This is a genomic window from Holdemanella biformis DSM 3989 (assembly GCF_000156655.1).
Classification (GTDB): Bacteria; Bacillota_I; Bacilli_A; order Erysipelotrichales; family Erysipelotrichaceae; genus Holdemanella; species Holdemanella biformis.
Map to the genome: position 1 here is coordinate 1 of NZ_DS996874.1, position 1,563 is coordinate 1,563.

The following is a 1,563-nucleotide window of genomic DNA, read 5'->3' on the forward strand; positions in this document are numbered from 1 at the left end:
AAAAAATGTGCTCCCCTTTTTTTGTAGAAAATTTGAATTTTTTTGTTGACATACAGATTGAAATGTGTGGCCTATTATCATTTCTGATAATAGGCCAATTGTTTATAGGTATATGTTTTTGGAGGTACTTATGAACAATTATAAATCGTTAAAAAAGCAGTTAAAATTCTGCATCAAAACCATGAATGATTCTTCTTCTCTATTTGTTGTTGATTCAAATAAGGATTTTACCCGAAAAAGAAAACATCTTTTTGGAAGCACTCTTTTCAATGTGCTTTTATTAGAGTCCGGATCTTTAAAAGATGAAATGTTTAAATTGTTTGGATATAAACTTGATACACCTACAGCTTCTTCATTTGTACAAGCACGTAGTAAAATTCGCCCTGATGCATTTCATACATTATTCAATATGTTCAATGAACGAACACAGAAAATCAAGCTTCACAAAGGCTATCGCCTTCTCGCTGTTGATGGTTCTGTTCTGCCTATCAGCAGTGCTATCAAAGATACTAAAACCACTTTTTATAAGGCTAATAATTCGAATAAGCCTTTCTCCGCCTATCACCTGAATACAAGCTACGATCTATTGGAATGTACTTATGATGATATTGTTCTTCAAGGAAATGCCGTAATGAATGAAAATGGTGCATTCAATGAAATAGTGGATAGATATGATGGCCCTAAAGCTATTTTCATCGCGGACAGAGGCTATGAATCTATCAATTCTTTTGTGAAAGTAGGTATGAAGAACCATAAGTATTTGATCAGGGTAAAGGATATTCATTCTAGAACAAGCGTACTGCGTAGTTTTGGTCCTTTTCCAGATGCAGAATTTGATATGCATGTCCGTCGTACCTTGACCACAAAACAAACGAATGAAATAAAAGCTCATCCTGAAATATATAAGTTTGTCCCTAAGAATCAGAGATTTGATTTTTTTGACGGAAGCCCATATTTTGATTTTGAATGTCGTGTTGCACGTTTTAAAATAAGTGATGATACCTACGAAAGTGTTATTACAAATTTAGATGAATCCGAATTCAATATACAAGATATCAAAGAACTGTACCACCTTCGTTGGGAGATTGAAACGAGTTATCGTGAATTGAAATATCACCTAGATTTAAATGCGTTGCATTCAAAGAAAAGAATGTTTATAGAGCAGGAAATCTATGCAAAGCTAGTGTTATATAATTTCTGCAGCAGAGTAAGTAACAATATAAAAATTAAAGAAAAAGACAGAAAATACGAGTATCAATTAAATTATGTACGTGCCTTTCATATAATACGTAACTACCTAAAAGAAAAAGGTGGAAAGAATCCACCTGATATTGAATCACTGATAGCTAAAGAAATACTGCCAATCCGTCCTAATCGCCAGAATGAACGGAAAGTGAAAGCCAAATCACCGGTATCTTTTAACTATCGATATGATTAACAACTAATATTATATATTTTTTAAAATGTAGTAGCAATACTACAATTTTCGTCGTGCCTTCAAATAAAAATACCATCCAGACAATAATATCTGGATGGTTCGTCATCTCTTAACTTAATGACATT

At 32.8% G+C, this 1,563-nt stretch carries 1 protein-coding gene; it reads left to right on the top strand.

What is annotated here, in order from left to right:
• Nucleotides 1-130: 130 nt before the first annotated feature.
• Complete coding sequence (locus EUBIFOR_RS11965; protein WP_040466586.1) at nucleotides 131-1,438, top strand: IS4 family transposase; 1,308 nt, start codon at nucleotides 131-133, stop codon at nucleotides 1,436-1,438.
• Nucleotides 1,439-1,563 lie beyond the last annotated feature (125 nt).

Excerpts from the sequence above, each read along its gene's own strand:
- EUBIFOR_RS11965 (WP_040466586.1), top strand. The coding sequence starts at position 131 with ATGAACAATTATAAATCGTTAAAAAAGCAGTTAAAATTCTGCATCAAA.